Consider the following 16,218-nt stretch of genomic DNA (forward strand, 5'->3'; position numbering starts at 1 on the left):
CCATGATGGCATCCCATCTGTTGTGCACTGCACCATGCGCCACCCTGCCTTTCCGGGTCCGGCCCAGAGCCTGGAGACGGCCCATGCGAAAACTATCCGATACGATCGAGCGTCTGGCACGCTTGAAAACCCGGCCCGAAGGTCTTCGGCCCTCCGGGTCCGCCTCCCTGCGGCCACTGGAGATCGTCGGCAGCAATCCCGGCGCGCTCGCAGGCTGGTACAGCATGCCCGAAAAGACGAAAGGCGCGCCGCCGCTGGTCGTCGTGCTGCACGGCTGCACCCAGAATGCCGCCGGCTACGATCGCGGCTCCGGCTGGTCGGCGCTCGCGGAGGATTACGGCTTCGCCGTCCTCTTCCCCGAACAGAGCCGCGCCAATAACGGCAATCTCTGCTTCAACTGGTTTGCAAAACCCGATGTGACGCGCGGATCCGGCGAGGTCCTGTCGATCCGCGAGATGATCGCCACGATGATAGCGGATCACGGGGTCGATCCGCGCCGGGTCTACGTGACCGGGCTATCGGCGGGCGGTGCCATGGCGAATTCGCTGCTCGCCGCCTATCCTGAAATCTTTGCGGGCGGCGCCATCATCGCGGGCCTGCCGCACGGCGTTGCCGGCAGCGTTCCCGAAGCCTTCGACCGCATGCGCGGCCATGGCCTGCCGGATGCGGACAAGCTGCAAGCCCTGCTTTCCGCGGCATCCCCGCACAAAGGCCCCTGGCCGACCGTCTCGATCTGGCAGGGTACGGCCGACAGCACGGTTGCCGACACCAATGCCGGGGCGCTCATCGATCAATGGCGCGGCGCGCTCGGTGTCGTTGCACGTCCGGAACGGGTCGAAACCGTCGATGGTCAGGAACGGCACATCTGGGTGGACGGCGCCGGGCGCGAAGTGCTGGACCTCTTTCTCGTGCGCGGCTTGGGCCATGGCACGCCGCTCGATCCGCAGAGCGGTTACGGCGAAGCAGCCCCCTACATGCTGGATGCCGGTATTTCCTCTACGGTCCACATCGCCCGCAACTGGGGCATCATCCCCTCCTTCGAGAAGAAGACGCGTTCTGCAAAGGTCGAGGCAGGGACAGCCGGATACAACACCTCTTCGCAAGCCTCTGCTTCCTCTTCGGGCAAACCCGAAAGCGTCAAGGATGTCATCGAGAACGCGCTCCGCGCCGCCGGCCTCATGAAGTAAGCGTCCCCAATTTTAGAAAGCCCCGCGCCAATCTCCATTCCCGCCATACGCCTCTGGACCGATGTGGCCGGCTGAGGCAAAGTCGAGCTGATAGGGCTTCCGCCTGATTGCCTCCTAATGGCATTGTTCTGGCGCTGAGCAACGCCACCCTGCCGTCATGCTCGGCATATGGCCTTGGCACGGAGGAGAAGGGGAAGGTCGATGAGGGGGATGCAAGACCGATGAATTTCTTCGAGAGCCTCCTCGTCCTCCTTCTCGTCGCCATCGCCCTTTTACAGGTGTCGCGAAGGCTCGCGGTACCCTATCCGTCCATGCTGGCCATGGCCGGCGTTGCGGCGGCGCTCGTTCCGGGCGTTCCCTATATCGCGCTGGAGCCGGAAACCGCGCTTGCGCTGTTTATCGCGCCGGCGCTCATGGATGCCGCCTTCGACTTTCCGGTCAACACCGCGCGGCGCTACTGGGCGGCGCTGATCGTCTTTGCCGTCGGCGGTGTCGTGGCAACCGCCGCAGCCGTCGCCTTCATCGGCTGGTCCTATGCCGGCCTGCCGATCGCCGCCGCGCTGGTGCTGGGCGCTATTGTTGCGCCGCCGGATGCAGCAGCGGCAACCGCCGTTCTCTCTGGCATGTCCATTCCCCGCAGCACGGACGCGGTCCTGCGCGGCGAGAGCCTTTTCAACGACGCGGCCGCCCTGCTGATCTTCGGCGCGGCGCTTTCCGTGCAGACATCTGGCGGGCTCGGACCGACGGTCGCCCTTCATTTCGCCATCGCCGCGCCGGGTGGCATCCTGCTGGGCATGGCCACGGCCTGGGTTTCCTCGCGTGTCACCGGTTATGTCGCGGGAACGCTTGGCGGCAACCTCTTGCAATTCGTACAGACATTCCTGCTCTGGATCGTCGCCGAACATCTCGGCCTGTCAGCGGTGCTGGCCATCGTCGCCTTCGCCATGACGATTGCGGCCAGCAACACCAGCCGATCCTCTGCCCGCATGCGCGTCCAGTCCTATGCCGTCTGGAGCGCCGTCGTCTTCGTGCTCAACGTCATGGCCTTTCTGCTCATGGGCATGCAGGTGCGCGATATCATCGGGAACATGACGACCGAGAGATTGATCCACGCGTCCGGCTTCATCGCCGCCGTCGTCATGACCGTCATCGTGGTTCGTTTCGTCATCTGCATCGGCTTCAACCGCGTCCGCAATGCTCTCCTGAGCGGCGAGGAACAGACGAATGTGCGCCAATCGGTTCTTGCGGCATGGTGCGGCATGCGCGGCCTTGTTACGCTGGCAACGGCCTTCGCGCTACCCGCCGATTTCCCTCAAAGGGATCTCGTGCTGCTGGCCGCCTTCGCCGTCGTCCTCGCGACCCTTGTCCTTCAGGGGCTGACGCTCGCGCCGCTCATCCGGCTGCTCCGCCTAGACCAGCGCGAACAGGGCGCCCGCGACATGACCGGTTTCCGCCTGGAAATCGCATCGGCCGGGCTCGACAGAATCGGCAACCGGACGGGAGCGGAAGCCGAACTCGTGCGCAACAAGTTCGCCATCGAAAGGGCGGCACTGGCCGATACCGAGGGTGCCGACGCGTTGCAGACCTACCGCGCGCTGGCGCTGGAAGCGATCGACGCCCAGCGCAAGGCGCTGGAGCGGCTGCGAACCGGAAACCGGCTGAATGTCGACGAGTACAATATGCTCCTCGAAGAGATCGACTGGCGCGAACTCGCCGTTCTCCCCGATGACCAGCGGCGCATAGAAGAAACGTGACCGTCCTGCCGCCGATCAGCCGGTCGGAAAGAACCTGTTGTCGGGCCGTGGCAGGCCGAGATGGTCGCGTAGCGTCGTGCCATCATATTCCTTGCGGAACCGGCCGCGCCGCTGGAGTTCCGGAACGAGCCGATGCGCCACGTCATCGAGCCCTTGCGGCAGGTAGGGAAAGACCACGTTAAACCCATCCGATCCTTCCGTATCGATCCATGTCTCCATTTCGTCGGCCACGCTTTCCGGTGTGCCGACAAAGGCAAGGCCGGAATAGCCGCCATAGCGCTGCGCCAGCTGCCGCACGGTCAGCATCTCGGTCTCGGCAAGCCGCAACACCTGCTGGCGGCCCGTCTTGCTGGCATTCGTTTCGGGAAGGTCGCGCGGCAGCGGGGCGTCGAGATCGAAGCCCGAGGCATCGAGACCGAGCGCGATGGAGAGGGAGGCGATGCCGCTTTCGAAATGCACCAGACTGTCGAGCAGCGCGCGCTTGGCCCTCGCCTCCTCGATCGTGTCGCCGATGACGATGAAGGCCGCCGGCAGGATCTTCAGATGGTCCCGCGACCGGCCGAGCGCTTGAAGCCGCCCCTTGATGTCGGCGAAAAGCTCCTGCCCGCCGGCGAGATCGCGCGGCGCCGCGAAGATGACCTCCGCCGTTTCCGCGGCAAGCTGGCGGCCGGGCTCGGATTGCCCCGCCTGCACGATGACGGGCCAGCCCTGCGGCGGACGGGCGATGTTGAGCGGGCCGCGCACGTCGAGGCTCGGCCCGTGATGGTCGAGCACATGCATGCGTTCGGGATCGAAGAACAGTCCGCTCTCCTGATCGCGCAGGAAGGCGTCATCCGCGAAACTGTCCCAGAGGCCGGTGACCACATCGAAGAATTCGCGCGCCCGGTGATAGCGTTCGCCATGCTCCACATGCTCGTCCAAGCCGAAATTGAGCGCGGCATCGGGGTTCGAGGTGGTGACGATGTTCCAGCCGGCCCGGCCATCGCTGATATGATCGAGCGAGGCGAAGCGCCGGGCGATATGATAGGGCGCATCGAACGTGGTGGAGGCCGTGGCAACGAGGCCGATCCGCTCGGTGACGGCAGCCAGCGCCGAGAGCAGCGTGAAGGGCTCGAATGACGTCACCGTATGGCTGCGTTTCAACGCCTCCACCGGCATGTTGAGCACGGCCAGATGATCCGCCATGAAGAAGGCATCGAACTTCGCCGCTTCCAGCGTCTGGGCGAAGTGCTTCAGATGCCTGAAGCTGAAATTTGCGTCCGGTGCGGACCCGGGATAACGCCAGGCGCCGGTGTGGAGGCTGACAGGCCGCATGAAGGCGCCGAGATGCATCTGCTTGGACATGGGCTCTTCCTTGGAGTTCGCCCGGTGACCTGATCACGGGCCTTGAAGCGAAAACGACGAGAGAGTCAGCGATGGTCCAGACGCTCGACCAGCCGGTCGCCGAGCCACTGGATCGCGCAGACGAGCACGATGAGCACAACGACCACCGCGACCATAACCGTCGTCTCGAAGCGCTGATAGCCGTAGCGGATGGCGAGATCGCCGAGCCCCCCGGCACCGATGGCGCCCGCCATGGCCGAAGCGCCGATCAGCGTGACGAGCGTCACGGTAAAGCCGGCGACGATGCCCGGCAGCGCTTCGGGCAGCAGCACCTCGCGCACGATCGTCCAGCGATTGCCGCCCATGGAACGCACCGCCTCGATCAGCCCGCGATCCACCTCGCGCAGCGACACCTCCGCGATGCGCGCATAATAGGGCGTGGCGGCGATGGACAGCGGCACGATGGCCGCCCAGGTGCCGATGGAGCTGCCGACGATCAGGCGCGTGACGGGGATCAGCGCCACGAGGAGAATGATGAACGGCACCGAGCGGAAGCCGTTGACGACGGCGCCGAGCAGGCGGTTGACCCACAGGTTCTCCGAAATGCCGCCCTTGCCGGTCATCACGAGGGCAAGACCGAGCGGCAGGCCGGCGACCAGCGAGATGATGCCGGAGGCGAGCGTCATCAATACGGTCTCCCAGAGAGACCGCATCAGAAGATCAAACATGATCGGCGACATGACCCGTGGTCTCCACATGGGCGCCGTGGCGCGTCAGGAAAGCGATTGCCTGCGACAGCGAGCCACCGGCAGGAAGTGTGATGAAGAAGCGGCCGACCGCCTGCCCCTGGATATGATCGATACCGCCATGCACCAGCCGAACCGGCGCACCGAGTTCGATGGACAGCGCGGGAAGCAGCGTCGCCGCCTCCGGGCCGACCAGATCGACGGTGAGAACCATCTCGCCTCTCGCCGCAAGCTCTGCGCCGATGGCGGGTGGCAGCCTGGGACGGATGGCACCGAGCAGGCTCTTCGTGGTCTCGGCCTTCGGATCCGAAAATACGGACCAGACCGGCCCGTCCTCGACGATTCTGCCGGCATCGATGACCGCCACACGGTCTGCAATGCCTCGCACGACCTCCATCTCATGCGTGATGAGAAGGATGGTCAAGCCGAGGCGCGTGTTGATGTCCTTCAGGAGCGCGAGGATCGAGGCCGTCGTTTCCGGATCGAGTGCGGACGTCGCTTCGTCGGAGAGCAGCAGCGCAGGGCGGGCCGCCAGCGCCCGGGCGATGCCGACGCGCTGCTTCTGCCCGCCGGAGAGGGCCGAGGGATAGGCATCGGCCTTGGCCGAAAGCCCGACGAGATCGAGCAGCTCCGCCGCGCGTCTGCGCCGTTCTGCCCGAGGCATGCCCTCGATCTTCAGCGGCAGCATGACGTTTTCGGCGACGGTCTTGGCCGAGAGCAGATTGAAGTGCTGGAAGATCATGCCGATGCGGCGGCGCACGGGCTGGAGTTCGGCTTCGGACAGTCCCGTAATGTCGCGGCCTTCGATCTCGATCGTCCCTCGATCGGGACGCTCCAATCCGTTCAGGCAGCGGATCAGCGTCGACTTGCCCGCGCCGCTGCGACCGATGATGCCGAGGACCTCACCCTTGCGGACCGAAAGCGAAATGCCGTCCAGCGCCGCCGTCTCGCCAAAATGACGGAAGACGCCATCGAGCCGCACGACCGGCACATCCGCCACACCTGACGTCTCCGAGCGGTCGGCGTCAGCCACGGCGCTCGTGGCGATTGCGCTGGCAGTCATTGTCATTCTCACGTCCTTCCCCGCCGCAACGGCGAACGGCTCGCGGCAGCCGGGGCCGCGAGCCGTCTCCTGTCTTTTGTGCCGATGGGCTTAGTATGCGCTGATGCCCGTTCCCTTGTATACACGGTCGAACTCGGCCTTCACCGTCTCGTTCTGGTAGGACGAGACCAGCGTCTTCACCCAGGGCGCATCCTTCTGGTCTTCCTTCACCGCAATGAAGTTGCGGTACGGGTTGCCGTCCACGGGCTCCTGCGCAATCCGGTTTTCCGGCGTCAGGCCGCTCTTCAGCGCCCAGTCCGTGTTGACGACGGCAGCGTCGAGATCGTCGATGGAGCGGCCGAGGATGCCGGCATCCAGCTCCTTGATCTCGAGCTTCCTAGGGTTTTCCTCGATGTCGGTGATCGTCGCGAGAATGCCCGTGCCTTCCTTCAGCTTGATCAGTCCCTCGTTCTGGAGCACGCGCAACGCGCGACCTTCGTTCGATGGGTCGTTCGGCACGCCGACGACGGCACCCTCTGCAAGATCAGAGATCTTGGACGCCTTGCGCGAATAGATGCCGATCGGCCAGACGCCGGTAAAGCCGGCGGGCGTGATCTTGTAGCCGTGTTGCTTGATCTGATTTTCGAGATAGGGAAGATGCTGGAAGGCGTTGGCGTCGATTTCGCCGCGCTCCAGAGCCTCGTTCGGCTGGGTGTAGTCGTTGAAGACGACGGTCTCGACGGACAGGCCCTTCTTACCCGCCTCGGCAACGACGACGCGCCAGACATCCTCGTCTTCGCCGCTCATGATGCCGACCTTCACCGAGGTCTTGTCTTGCGCGAGAACCGGTGCCGGCCCGGCGGAAACAAAGGCGGCGACCGCTGCCGATGCGGCAAGCGCCAGACCGGCGCGCCGGGTGAGGGTGGTCTTTTCGATAAGGGCGGCCAGGGTTTTCTTCATGACGGGTCTGCTTTCGGTCTTGGGAGGAGGACGCTTTCTTTAGGGAGTGCCCCTAAAAATTGCAAATGCTGCCTTATGAAGCAACGAAGGATGGCCTGCCGATCAACGCGGCGAGAGAAATTTGGTCCAAAGTCTCAAGGCCTCACGCAATCTCATTCTGGACGCTCGGTAAGCTGATGTTTTTATAGAACACTCACGGCGCGGCGATGTCGAAGCGGCTCGTCATCGTAACGGAGGTGAAATCATCGACCAGCACGGTCACGCGGACGGTCCACGCACCTGCGACCGGCAGCACCAAGCCTTCTGCCTGAAACGCTCCGTCTTCGCCGCGGCGCGCCACGCGCGTGAAGGGGCCGATGCCGTTGGCGGGATTGTCGAGTGCCACCGTGACCGACAGCGGATCGACCGGCTGACCATTGAACATCAGCTCCTGAAGGGAAATGCGAACCGGGCCTGTGCGCGCCGGCGTGATCGAGAGCGCCGCCATCAGGCCCTGTTCCTCGACCTGCCGCTCGTGAACGGATGGACCTGAAACCGCCAGCGCCCGGGGTGGCGGGGTGAAGCGCCAGAGGCCGAGGACCGCGAGCACCAGCGTGCCGAGCACGACTTCCGCGAGGATGCTGCGCCGGAGACGACGCAATTCATCAGGCGACCCCCCTGCCGCGGGGCGGGTCCAGAAGAACCGGTTGGCCGCGGCCAGAAGGATCAGGAGCGCGACGATCGCGAGCTTGGCGAGCAGCACCCACCCGTAAGCGGTCGCCATCAGGTTCGACAGCGTCTGCACCTGCACGATGGACAGCAGCAGACCCGAGGCGACGAGCACCGCAAGAACGAACGGAATGAGCCGCGAGAACAGGAGAAGCGCCGCCATGTCGGGATCACGGGCGGCAGACGGCTGCTTCGATGCGCAGAGCGCCTCCCAAAGCGGCAGGAGACCGCCAATCCATGTCATGGCGGCGAGCATATGGAGCGTGATCGCGGGAGCGGTGGCGAAACGGGGCGGCGCGGTTGCCGCATGCCCCGCCATCGCCGTCGCGAGACCGGCCAGCACGAAGGCGACCCCGGCGAGCCCCGACCGGAAGCGAAGATGGCGGACCCGGAGCGACACCAGGGCCAGGACCATTGCCGCGGCGCCAACCACGGCCGCCCGACCATAGGCGGTAGCCGCGAGGCCGGCAGACCAGACCTCGGCCGAGGCCAAGCCGGTCGCCGCCTCTCCGAGCGCATCCAAGCCCTGAAACGCGATCCAGACCGGCGTGGCGGCAATGCCGATGCAGAGGGAGAGCGCAACGAGCGGGAAACCTCCCATGGTGCGATCCAGACCCTTTTCGGAAGCACGCAAGCCGGCATGCCCGCGCAGATGACGCTGGCGGAACAGCAGTGCGGCCCAACCCGCCCCACCGACACCGATGATGAGGCCGGTCATGGCCAGCAGGCGGGATGCCCAGAGGCCGGCCGATGTAACCGGGTTGGCTACCGAAGCGCCGTTCGGCGCGCGCGCACTGGCAATCCCGATCGAGAACAACAGCCCCCCACCAATCGGATGCCCGTCCGCCGAGGTGACGCGCCACGACAGGCTATGCGTTCCGACAGCAAGCCCGATAGGCAGCTTGACGACAAGCCGTGTCGTGCCCGACGCCGCGCCGGAACGGGAACCGGTCGCAGGCAGTATCTCCACCTGCCCTGTCGGGTCGCTCAGGCGGAAAACGAGGGGATCGACCGGCTCGGAAAACGTCAGTACGATTTCGTCCGGCGCCGCCGCGAGAACCGCCCCATCCGCAGGATCGGACGCGACGAGCTGCGCATGCGCAAAGGCGGCCCCCGCGCTGCCCAGCAGGAGCAGCAGCAAGGTCAGGAGCGCGACGCGGCGGAACACGAGCGGCCTGCAACAGCCCGGCACAGCCTTGGTGGAGGCCATTTCGCTTATGTCTCCTGTAGCGGAGCGCGGCGGTGACGCGCTGTTCCCCACTGCGACGCCGGCGACACCGGCAGTCAGGGCTTCACCTCGAAGGCCGGGGCTGGCTTGTCGGGTTCGCCGGCGGCGGGACTTGCGGGAATTTCAATCCAGCGCTCCAGTGCATCGCCGCACTGCTGCACGATCGGCACATAGATCCGCCCCTTCGCATCCGCGGCAACCTTTGCCGTGAAAACGAATTCCGCGTGGTCGGCCGCAGGGATCGTGCCGCCCGTCCAGGCGATCTGCGCCCGTTTCGCACTTGCACCGACGTCTCCGGCGGCGGGCGTTACCACCGCTGACCAGCCGGCCTTGTCCTGCGGCGCGATGTCGGAAAGCACGCCGGGCATCGCGACCCGCAGCCCGGTCGTCTCCGCACCGGCGCACCCATGGGGAATCTTCAGCACGAAGGTCGCCGTCTGCCCGGCCTTCACGCCCTTCGCCGCGATGGTGACATGCGCCGCTGCCGGCGATGCAGCGAGAGCGAGGCCGGCCGTAAGCCCCATAAAGCACATGGACCAAAAGCGGTGCGATGCAGCGCTGCGGGAAGTTTGCACGAGATGCCTCATCGTCTGCCTCTTTCTGCGTTCTCGCATCGCAGACCACTGCCATATCGAGACGCACGACATCGACGGGAGCGCGACATCGGATGGGCGCAGATCTAGCGCGTGACCCGGCATCAGGGAAGACGAGCCGGGACCGAAGGCCTGCGGCTATCCGGCGCGGTGCCCCTGTTACCGGTCCACGGCGGATCGCTCAGTGAAAGCCGGCTGCTCGTCTGCTGTCGCGCCGTCAGCATGCAGCCGAGGCTATGGGCGATAATGTAGGTCTCGCCGCCGGCCTCGACTACCGCCTCCATTACCGCAAGCCAGGTTTCCAGATCCGGATGCTCCCAGTCCGTCTGCCGGAGCATGCGCGTCTGCAGCCGGTCCTCGTGCCAGACCCTCTGCCAGTGGACCTCGCCGGACCCGAAAAGCCCGGGAACGATCAGCGTGGGGACCGCACCGCCGGCCGGCGCGTGCGTCAGGGTCGAGATCGGACCCGCGCTCTCGACCCTCGTCACCCGGGATACCGCCTGAAACAGGCACCTTCCCGGGAACGGGCGCCTTTAGCAATTGCAGCAAAAGTGCGCAGCGATTTCGCGTCCGGAATTACGTTTGAACAATGAAATAGAGGGTTTTGCGATTCGGCGAAACGCGGAAACGCTTTAATACCATGGCCCACCAGCCATGCCCCAGTAGAACATCTCTTCGGAACGATGCGACGATCGCCGCTCGTCGCCACCCTCATCCTGCCAGCTCCGCTCGGACGTCTCCTGCTCGCTCGACGATAGCCAGGTCGGTGCCACACCGGACCCGACGACGGGGATGCCGACGCTTCGAAAAGCCTCGATGCTGGATTTCAGGATGGCCATCATCGCTCTTACCTCGCTGGGTTGGTGCCGAACGCAGCCCCCGGGCAATGGTCCGGGCCGCAAGCGGTCGTGTGGAAAAGCGACCGCCTGCGAACCGGCATGCCGGCTGCGCTCCCATCAAATTCTTTAGTCTATAATTTTGATAGAAATAAATTGGCGTTGCACGCGCCTCATGGAAACTGTTTTTCCGCAGAGGCCGCCAAACCCGGAACGAGCGGCTTACATCCCGCTCGGCCAGCGATGCGAGGCCCCGACATGCGTGTCGGGCAGCCGGTCGCCCCGGCCGAACAGGCGGTTTCGGAACGAGCCCTCGCCATAGGCCGTTTTGTAAAGTCCGCGCTCCTGCAAAACGGGCACGACATGGTCGATCACGTCATCATAGCTTTCCGGCACCACGGTGCGGGTGATGTTGAAGCCGTCGATCTCGCCCTCCTCCATCCACTGGCCAAGAGCCGTGGCGACCTCCGCCCCCGTGCCCACCAGCACCGGATAGCGCCCGCCAAGCGCTGCCTCTTCCAAAATGCGCCGGCGCGTCCAGCCTGCCTGACGGGCAATCTCCACCGCCGACTGGCTGGCATTCGACACGCCATAGGTGATCGGCGCATCGAGATCGTACTGCGCGAAATCGATACCGGTGGTGGCACGCGTTTTCGCCCGAGGGCACGGCAAGATCAAGACGCAAGGGCGGAAGGTCCGAACGGCGAACGCACTGTGCTGCGAAAGCGAGACTGTGCCTTCGACCGCGAATATGCGAAAACCCCAACATCGCACGCAGACTGACATCGCACACGGATGAGCACGGAAATATCATGAAGAAAATCGGCTTTCTCTCCTTCGGCCACTGGACGCCCTCGACCCAGTCGCAGACGCGCAGCGCGGCGGATACGCTGCTGCAGTCGATCGACCTTGCCGTTGCGGCCGAAGCGCTGGGCGCCGATGGCGCTTATTTCCGGGTGCACCATTTCGCCCGCCAGCTGGCTTCGCCCTTCCCGCTGCTGGCCGCCGTCGGCGCGCGCACCAGCCGGATCGAGATCGGCACCGCCGTCATTGACATGCGCTACGAAAATCCGCTCTACATGGCCGAGGATGCGGGCGCTGCCGACATCATCGCCAGTGGACGCCTGCAACTCGGCATCAGCCGCGGCTCGCCCGAACAGGTCATCGATGGCTGGCGTCATTTCGGCTACGCGCCTGCCGACGGCGAGACCAGCGGCGACATGGCCCGCCGCCACGCAGAGGTCTTCTACGACGTGCTGCGCGGCGAAGGCTTTGCCGAGCCGAACCCCAACCCGATGTTCCCGAACCCGCCGGGCCTCTTGCGTCTGGAGCCGCACGCGCCGGGCCTGCGCGACCGGATCTGGTGGGGTGCCAGCTCGAACGCGACCGCCATCTGGGCTGCAAAGCTCGGTATGAACCTGCAGAGTTCCACCCTCAAGGACGACGAGACCGGCGAGCCCTTCCACGTGCAGCAGGCCGACCAGATCCGCGCCTACCGTGCCGCCTTCAAGGCGGCCGGCCACACCCGCACCCCGCGCGTCTCCGTCAGCCGCAGCATCTTCGCCATCACCAGCGACCTCGACCGCGCCTATTTCGGCCGCTCGGGCGAAGCCGGCGACAAGATCGGCTTCATCGACGCCGACACACGCGCCATCTTCGGCCGCGGCTACGCTGCCGAACCCGACGTCCTCATCGAACAGCTGCGCACGGACGAAGCCATCACAGAGGCCGATACGCTCCTCCTCACCGTCCCCAACCAGCTCGGCGTCGCGTACAACGCCCACGTCATCGAAGCCATTCTGACGCAGGTGGCACCTGCGCTCGGCTGGCGGTAAAGCTGCGTTCCCTCGACGTCACCCCTCCGCCAGCATCGCAACCAGAACATCCGACTGCGAGACGATGCCGACAAGGCGGTTTCCAGCGTCGGTGACGGGCAGATGGTGGAGGCCGCCCTCTGCGAAGAGGAGGATGGCTTCGGAAAGGGAGCTTTCGGGTGAGACGCTTCGCACCGGGCTGGTCATGATGTCCTTTACGGTGCCGTTCGGCGCCGTGGAGCCGGAAACGGCCAGCTGGTAGCGGCGACGGAGGCCGATGGTCGGGCGGCCACGGGTCCAGTCCGCCCGGTCGAGAATATCGGTCTGGGTGAGAATGCCGATAATGCGGGCGTTGTCGTCGGTCACCGGCAGGGCCTTGATGTGGTGGGCGCGCAGGAGCGCGTGCGCCTCCGACAGCGAGGCATCCGGCGCGATCGCGATCACGTCGCGCGACATGATCTGTCCGCACGGCGTCTGGCCGGACCGGCGCTGGAACGAGCGCAACTCCGTGCGTTTGAGGATGGTGACAAGCTCGTCGCGCTGGATGTCGAGAACGCGGTCGTAATCCTTCAGCACGGCATCGAGATCCTCGGCGGCAAAGCCTATCCGGGCCACCGGCGGCGGGTCCTTCGTCTGGTGAGACCCAAGCGCCGGCGCGGCGACATGCGGATAGCGGCGGCCGGTGAGGTTGTTGAAGAGCAGTGCGGCGGCAAGCAGCAGCAGCGCGTTTCCCAGCACCGGCCACAGCAGAAAACCATAGCCGAGATCATGGATGGCGGGGCCGCCGAGAACCGCGGTCAGCGCGATCGCGCCGCTCGGGGGATGCAGGCAGCGCAGGCTCATCATGATGCCGATGGCAACGGCCCCGGCCAAGGCTGCGGCGAACACGGGATCAGGCACGAGCTTGGCCACCGTCACCCCGACGAAGGCCGCAACCAGATTGCCGCCGATCAGCGACCAGGGCTGGGCGAGCGGACTGGACGGTACGGCGAAAAGCAGAACCGCTGACGCACCCATCGGCGCGACCAGCGCCGGCGAAAGGGGAAATATCACGGTCAGCAAGGCGCCGAGGAGGCCCGTGACGAGCAGGCCGAACAGGGCGCCGACCGCCGAGCGAAGCCGCTCCTTCGGACTGACGGGCGAAGCGGGCCAGGGCATGAAGCGGACAGCGCGGGAAAGTGCGGTCGATGTCATACGGTCTTCTCCGCAGGCCGGACCGCAGGAGCGGCGGCCGTGTTGATCGCGAGGGCAGAGTCTCGCGCGTGCGCGACGCGGGTTGGATCGTCCGCCGCCTCCCCGGGGCTACCCCTCGCCCTGCCCGTCCATGTCATGCTTGCGCGCCGCGATATCCGGCGGTGTCCAGCCGCGCTCGGTTCTGTCGTGCAGCGCGCTGCGGTCGCCCATCATGGCCTGTTCGAGAACCTCCGAGATCTCGCGGGCGCGGGCGATGTATTCCTTGTTCTCGAACACCGGCACGCCGTCCTTCCAGAGAGGCGCGAGCTGCCGCAGCCCCCAGTTGTCCTGCTTGACGAACACGGCCTTGCTCTTTTCCACGTCGAAGGGATGCATGCCGAGGCTCTGCAGCGCATACCCGGCCGCCCGGACCGAACTGTCGAACACCTCGCGCACGATGTCGTCGGCGCCGGCCTCGTAGAGCTGGTAGACATGGTTGCGGTCATAGGCACGTGCGATGATGTGGATATCGGGGTTTTCGTGCCTGGCGTGCCGGACGATGCTGAGGGCGCGCTCGATATCGTCGATGGCCACCACCAGCAACCGCGCCTGCCGCAGACCGGCGGAATGCAGGAGATCCGGCCGGCCGGCATCGCCGAAAAAGGAGCGGACGCCGAACTTGCGCAGCCCGTCAATGACATCGGAGCGGCTGTCGAGCACGATGGTCTTGTGGCCGTTCGCCAGCAGCATCCGGTTGATGATCTGCCCGAAGCGGCCGAGCCCGGCGATGATGACCGAGGCCTCCTCCCCGATCTCGTCGGCCTCCTCCATCTGCCCCCGGTCGAGACGCGGCACGATGACCTTGTCGAACAGGATGAAGAGCGCCGGCGTCAGCAGCATGGAAAAGGCGATGACCAGCATGAGGATAGCCGCGAGCTCGGAGGGCAGCACGGCATTCTGAACGGTGAAGGAGACGAGCACGAAGCCGAACTCGCCGGCCTGCGCCAGCCCCAGCGCAAGCAGCCAGCGGTCCGAACCGCGCAGGCTGTAGAGATATCCGATCGGCCACAGCACCGCCGCCTTGATGACGATGACGCCGAGCGTCAGCAACAGGACGAGGCCGAGATTGGCCGTAAGCAGCGAGAAGTCGATACCGGCCCCGACCGTGATGAAGAACAGGCCGAGCAGCAGCCCCTTGAACGGTTCGATATCGCTTTCCAGCTCGTGGCGGAATTCGCTGTTGGCAAGCACAACACCGGCGAGAAACGTCCCGAGTGCAGGGGAAAGGCCGACCATGCTCATTAGCAGGGCCGTGGAAACGACGAGCAGCAGGGCGGCCGCGGTGAACATTTCACGCAACCGCGAGGCCGCGATCAGCCGGAAGATCGGGCGTGAGAGGAAGTGCCCGGCGACCACGACAAAGGCGATGGCGAGAAGCGTGACCAGCGCCACCTGCCAGCCGGGAAGGTCGGACACGAGCGTCGCCGAATTGCCGGCACCATGGGCCGCATGCTCGCCGCCTTGCAGGGTGGGAAGCGCCAGAAGCGGCAGGACCGCCAGCATGGGAATAACGGCGATATCCTGAAACAGCAGCACCGAAAAGCTGGAGCGCCCGCCCTGCGACTTTAAAAGCCCCTTCTCGCTCAGCGTTTGCAGAACGATGGCGGTGGAGGAAAGCGATAGAATGAGCCCGACCGCCACCGCCGTCTGCCAGGGCAGCCCGGCGGCAAGCCCGATACCCGTGACGACAGCCGCCGAGCCCGCCACCTGCAAGCCGCCGAGGCCGAGCAGCCGGGCGCGCATGTCCCAGAGCGCCTGCGGCTGAAGCTCCAGCCCGACCAGAAACAGCATCATGACGACACCGAACTCGGCAAAATGCTGTAGATCCTGCGTTTCATTGCCGACGAAGTGGAAAACGGGGCCGATGACGATGCCGGCAATGAGATAGCCGAGCACCGAACCGAGGCCGAGCCGGGACGCGATGATGACGGATGTGACGGCGGCCGCGAGATAGACGAAGGCCTGGAACATAAAACTGCTCATTCGGAGATCCTCGCGGTGATGGCAGTGGGAGACGGCGTCGTGTCGGAAAGCGTCGGAGCGTGCGAGGGGCCGATCAACGGAAGATCGTCGTCGAGAAGCTCGAGCCTCGAGACAGCATCGAGATCCAGCGTCTTGTCGCGCAGGGCCGAGAGCAGCCGGAGATAGGCTGAGATATGCGCATCCCCCCGGCCATCGGCTGCCGAATCATGCGCCGAGAAAAGGGCAAACGGCGGCAGGAAGCGCATGCCGCAGAGCGAGGCGGTCTGCTCCAGCGGTGACAGCAGCGTGCGCAGCCGGAAATGGTTGGAGCCCTCCTCGCGATAGGCATCCTGAGCACCGCCGGTGGTCACGACCGGCAGAAACAGCTTGCCCGCCAGCTTCGATCCGCTCTGCCCATAGGCAAAGCCGTATTCCAGCACGAGGTCCTGCCACTCTTTCAAGAGAGCCGGCACGGAATACCAGTAGATCGGGAACTGGAAGATGATGACGTCATGCGCCAACAGCCGCGCCTGTTCCGCATCGATATCGATGTTGAAGCGGGGATAGTCCGCGTAGAGATCGACGAAGGTCACCCCGTCGAGCAGCCGCGCCTCCTGCGCCATGCGCACGTTGAGGCGCGAATGCCGCTGACCGGGATGGGCAAACAGAATAAGGACGCGCGCCATATGTCTTCCTGGGGCATTTATCACTGGGACGACCTATCCAGGGCGGGGCCGGACGGAGATCGACACGACAGAGCAAGGGGAGATCCAAAAACAGGGTGATGGTCACCGCGATGACCGCTGCGACAATCGGTGTTGCGGGAAGATCT

15 protein-coding genes are annotated in these 16,218 nt (G+C 65.3%); 3 read left to right on the forward strand and 12 right to left on the reverse strand.

What is annotated here, in order from left to right; all coding sequences use genetic code 11:
• Positions 1-83: 83 nt before the first annotated feature.
• Positions 84-1,187, forward strand: a complete 1,104-nt coding sequence (locus GA0004734_RS15675; RefSeq protein WP_092935160.1) for an extracellular catalytic domain type 1 short-chain-length polyhydroxyalkanoate depolymerase — start codon at positions 84-86, stop codon at positions 1,185-1,187.
• 221 nt (positions 1,188-1,408) lie between these two features.
• Positions 1,409-2,941, forward strand: a complete 1,533-nt coding sequence (locus GA0004734_RS15680; protein ID WP_092935162.1) for a cation:proton antiporter — start codon at positions 1,409-1,411, stop codon at positions 2,939-2,941.
• 15 nt (positions 2,942-2,956) lie between these two features.
• Here GA0004734_RS15680 and GA0004734_RS15685 read toward each other — a convergent pair whose 3' ends face one another.
• The 9 genes from GA0004734_RS15685 to GA0004734_RS15725 all read right to left on the reverse strand — a co-directional run bounded on the left by GA0004734_RS15685 (position 2,957) and on the right by GA0004734_RS15725 (position 11,055).
• Positions 2,957-4,285, reverse strand: coding sequence for an LLM class flavin-dependent oxidoreductase (locus GA0004734_RS15685; protein WP_092935164.1), 1,329 nt, complete (start codon positions 4,283-4,285; stop codon positions 2,957-2,959).
• Between the two features lie 65 nt (positions 4,286-4,350).
• A complete protein-coding gene (locus tag GA0004734_RS15690; protein WP_092935166.1) occupies positions 4,351-5,004 on the reverse strand; it encodes a methionine ABC transporter permease in 654 nt (217 codons plus the stop codon).
• Positions 4,985-6,079 carry a methionine ABC transporter ATP-binding protein gene (locus GA0004734_RS15695; RefSeq protein WP_245292438.1) on the reverse strand — a complete coding sequence of 365 codons (1,095 nt, stop codon included), beginning with the start codon at positions 6,077-6,079 and terminating at the stop codon, positions 4,985-4,987. Before GA0004734_RS15695 ends, GA0004734_RS15690 begins: the two co-directional genes overlap by 20 nt.
• A gap of 84 nt (positions 6,080-6,163) precedes the next feature.
• Positions 6,164-7,012, reverse strand: coding sequence for a MetQ/NlpA family lipoprotein (locus tag GA0004734_RS15700; RefSeq protein WP_092935170.1), 849 nt, complete (start codon positions 7,010-7,012; stop codon positions 6,164-6,166).
• Between the two features lie 193 nt (positions 7,013-7,205).
• Complete coding sequence (locus tag GA0004734_RS15705; protein WP_092935172.1) at positions 7,206-8,930, reverse strand: copper resistance CopC/CopD family protein; 1,725 nt, start codon at positions 8,928-8,930, stop codon at positions 7,206-7,208.
• Between the two features lie 74 nt (positions 8,931-9,004).
• A complete protein-coding gene (locus GA0004734_RS15710; RefSeq protein ID WP_175386409.1) occupies positions 9,005-9,472 on the reverse strand; it encodes a DUF1775 domain-containing protein in 468 nt (155 codons plus the stop codon).
• 173 nt (positions 9,473-9,645) lie between these two features.
• On the reverse strand, positions 9,646-10,029 hold the full coding sequence (locus tag GA0004734_RS15715; RefSeq protein WP_175386411.1) for an RBBP9/YdeN family alpha/beta hydrolase: 384 nt from the start codon (positions 10,027-10,029) through the stop codon (positions 9,646-9,648).
• A 144-nt stretch (positions 10,030-10,173) separates the two neighbouring features.
• Positions 10,174-10,383, reverse strand: coding sequence for a hypothetical protein (locus tag GA0004734_RS15720; protein ID WP_092935179.1), 210 nt, complete (start codon positions 10,381-10,383; stop codon positions 10,174-10,176).
• A gap of 216 nt (positions 10,384-10,599) precedes the next feature.
• Positions 10,600-11,055 carry a hypothetical protein gene (locus GA0004734_RS15725; protein ID WP_092935181.1) on the reverse strand — a complete coding sequence of 152 codons (456 nt, stop codon included), beginning with the start codon at positions 11,053-11,055 and terminating at the stop codon, positions 10,600-10,602.
• 134 nt (positions 11,056-11,189) lie between these two features.
• On the opposite strand from GA0004734_RS15725, the gene GA0004734_RS15730 reads away from it, so the two are divergent.
• Complete coding sequence (locus GA0004734_RS15730) at positions 11,190-12,212, forward strand: LLM class flavin-dependent oxidoreductase (RefSeq protein ID WP_092935183.1); 1,023 nt, start codon at positions 11,190-11,192, stop codon at positions 12,210-12,212.
• An 18-nt stretch (positions 12,213-12,230) separates the two neighbouring features.
• On the opposite strand, the gene GA0004734_RS15735 is transcribed toward GA0004734_RS15730, so the two are convergent.
• The 3 genes from GA0004734_RS15735 to GA0004734_RS15745 all read right to left on the reverse strand — a co-directional run bounded on the left by GA0004734_RS15735 (position 12,231) and on the right by GA0004734_RS15745 (position 16,072).
• Positions 12,231-13,385 carry an HPP family protein gene (locus GA0004734_RS15735; protein WP_092935185.1) on the reverse strand — a complete coding sequence of 385 codons (1,155 nt, stop codon included), beginning with the start codon at positions 13,383-13,385 and terminating at the stop codon, positions 12,231-12,233.
• Positions 13,386-13,493: 108 nt separating this feature from the next.
• Complete coding sequence (locus GA0004734_RS15740) at positions 13,494-15,407, reverse strand: monovalent cation:proton antiporter-2 (CPA2) family protein (RefSeq protein ID WP_092935187.1); 1,914 nt, start codon at positions 15,405-15,407, stop codon at positions 13,494-13,496.
• On the reverse strand, positions 15,404-16,072 hold the full coding sequence (locus tag GA0004734_RS15745) for an NAD(P)H-dependent oxidoreductase (RefSeq protein ID WP_092935189.1): 669 nt from the start codon (positions 16,070-16,072) through the stop codon (positions 15,404-15,406). Before GA0004734_RS15745 ends, GA0004734_RS15740 begins: the two co-directional genes overlap by 4 nt.
• Positions 16,073-16,218 lie beyond the last annotated feature (146 nt).

This window comes from Rhizobium sp. 9140 (assembly GCF_900067135.1).
Classification (GTDB): Bacteria; Pseudomonadota; Alphaproteobacteria; order Rhizobiales; family Rhizobiaceae; genus Ferranicluibacter.

Excerpts from the sequence above, each read along its gene's own strand:
- GA0004734_RS15705 (WP_092935172.1), bottom strand. The coding sequence starts at position 8,930 with ATGGCCTCCACCAAGGCTGTGCCGGGCTGTTGCAGGCCGCTCGTGTTC.
- GA0004734_RS15700 (WP_092935170.1), bottom strand. The coding sequence starts at position 7,012 with ATGAAGAAAACCCTGGCCGCCCTTATCGAAAAGACCACCCTCACCCGG.
- GA0004734_RS15710 (WP_175386409.1), bottom strand. The coding sequence starts at position 9,472 with ATGGGGCTTACGGCCGGCCTCGCTCTCGCTGCATCGCCGGCAGCGGCG.
- GA0004734_RS15680 (WP_092935162.1), top strand. The coding sequence starts at position 1,409 with ATGAATTTCTTCGAGAGCCTCCTCGTCCTCCTTCTCGTCGCCATCGCC.
- GA0004734_RS15690 (WP_092935166.1), bottom strand. The coding sequence starts at position 5,004 with ATGTCGCCGATCATGTTTGATCTTCTGATGCGGTCTCTCTGGGAGACC.
- GA0004734_RS15735 (WP_092935185.1), bottom strand. The coding sequence starts at position 13,385 with ATGACATCGACCGCACTTTCCCGCGCTGTCCGCTTCATGCCCTGGCCC.
- GA0004734_RS15720 (WP_092935179.1), bottom strand. The coding sequence starts at position 10,383 with ATGATGGCCATCCTGAAATCCAGCATCGAGGCTTTTCGAAGCGTCGGC.
- GA0004734_RS15730 (WP_092935183.1), top strand. The coding sequence starts at position 11,190 with ATGAAGAAAATCGGCTTTCTCTCCTTCGGCCACTGGACGCCCTCGACC.
- GA0004734_RS15740 (WP_092935187.1), bottom strand. The coding sequence starts at position 15,407 with ATGAGCAGTTTTATGTTCCAGGCCTTCGTCTATCTCGCGGCCGCCGTC.
- GA0004734_RS15695 (WP_245292438.1), bottom strand. The coding sequence starts at position 6,079 with ATGACAATGACTGCCAGCGCAATCGCCACGAGCGCCGTGGCTGACGCC.
- GA0004734_RS15685 (WP_092935164.1), bottom strand. The coding sequence starts at position 4,285 with ATGTCCAAGCAGATGCATCTCGGCGCCTTCATGCGGCCTGTCAGCCTC.
- GA0004734_RS15675 (WP_092935160.1), top strand. The coding sequence starts at position 84 with ATGCGAAAACTATCCGATACGATCGAGCGTCTGGCACGCTTGAAAACC.
- GA0004734_RS15745 (WP_092935189.1), bottom strand. The coding sequence starts at position 16,072 with ATGGCGCGCGTCCTTATTCTGTTTGCCCATCCCGGTCAGCGGCATTCG.